This window comes from Campylobacter sp. RM5063 (genome assembly GCF_024723655.1).
Lineage (GTDB): Bacteria > Campylobacterota > Campylobacteria > Campylobacterales > Campylobacteraceae > Campylobacter_D > Campylobacter_D lari_D.
The window spans coordinates 1-1,416 of the sequence record NZ_JANQDA010000049.1; the positions used below are offsets into that span (position 1 = coordinate 1).

Genomic DNA, 1,416 nt, shown 5'->3' on the forward strand with positions numbered 1-1,416 from the left:
TCTTGAAGCTTCTACCCCTGTGCTATCTTTAACTGAGTTAATAGCAGCAACCAAAGCTCCATTTTGATCACTATCTTGATATTCTATCTTACCTATAGTTACACCATTAATCTTAAAATCATCACTTGTAGCACCAGCTTTTATAGGACCAACACCCGTAGTTTCAACTAAGAAATTTGCTCTAACACCTGTGATATCAGAAACTCTATTAATCTCTTCAGCCAAAGCACCAAGTCCTGTTCCTACTGAAGTAGAAATCACTACAGGTTGGAATTTAAAATCATCTACCCCATTATAATTTTTAATAGTAAGTTGAGCTACACCGCTACTTTTAGCTTGAGAACCTGTTTCAAATCTAGTTACACCTATTTTAGAGCTTTGAGTTGGCCCTATACTAGCTTTTACGGTTTGATTTGACTGTGCACCTAGTTGGAATTCTTGATTTATAAAGTTCCCGCTTAAAAGTTGTTTGCCATTAAATGCTGTGGTATTAGCTATATTATCAAGTTCTTCCATTAAACGATTAATATCAGCTTGAAGCATATTTCTTGTTTTAGTACTTTGTCCATCTTGTGCTGCTTGAGTAGCTTTTACTTTGATAGTATCTAAGATTTTAAGCTGCTCATCCATAGCCTTATCAGCTGTTTGTAAAATACCTATAGCATCATTACCATTATTTATAGCTTGACCTAAAGTTGCAGCTTGCGATCTTAAGCTATCTGCTATAGCCATACCCGAAGCATCATCTGCTGCAGAGTTGATTCTAAGACCTGAGCTAAGTCTTGATAAAGACTTATCAAGCTCTCTTGCTGTGATAGTTGAATTTGCATGTGCATTCATTGCACCTATGTTGGTGTTTATTCTAAAACCCATTTTAAATCCTTTCAAAATATTGCTTAGAACTTTTAAAGCAATAAATGTTCCAAATTTTAAGAGTGTTTTTTAAGAGTGTTTTTTAAGAGTGTTTTTTAAGAGTGTTTTTTAAGAGTGTTTTTTAAGAGTGTTTTTTAAGAGTGTTTTTTAAGAGTGTTTTTTAAGAGTGTTTTTTAAGAGTGTTTTTTAAGAAAAACACCTTGAAATTCAAGGTGTTTTGGATTTCTTTAACTATTGTAATAATCTCATTACATTTTGTTGCACAGCATTAGCCTGACTCATAGCATAAGATCCACTTTGAGCTAAGATGTTGTGTTTAGCAAAATTTGCACTTTCTGCTGCAAAGTCTACATCCCTGATGTTTGATTCAGCTGATTTGATATTTACTTGGGTTACACTGATGTTATTTAGTGTAGCTGTAATTTGATTTTGCACAGAACCAATGTCAGCTCTAATTTTATCAAGATTAGTGATAGCAGTTTCAGCTATATCCATCACAGCCATAGCACCTTTAAGAGTAGTAACACCAGCTTCTTGATCTTT

At 33.8% G+C, this 1,416-nt stretch carries 2 protein-coding genes; both read right to left on the minus strand.

Going from position 1 to position 1,416, the window contains the following annotated elements; translation table 11 throughout:
* Positions 1 to 873 (minus strand): flagellin N-terminal helical domain-containing protein (locus CAMP5063_RS08265; protein ID WP_337195156.1); only part of this gene is annotated, 873 nt, incomplete at its 3' end.
* Between the two features lie 231 nt (positions 874 to 1,104).
* On the minus strand, positions 1,105 to 1,416 hold a 312-nt coding region (locus tag CAMP5063_RS08270), incomplete at its 5' end, for a flagellin (protein WP_337195157.1).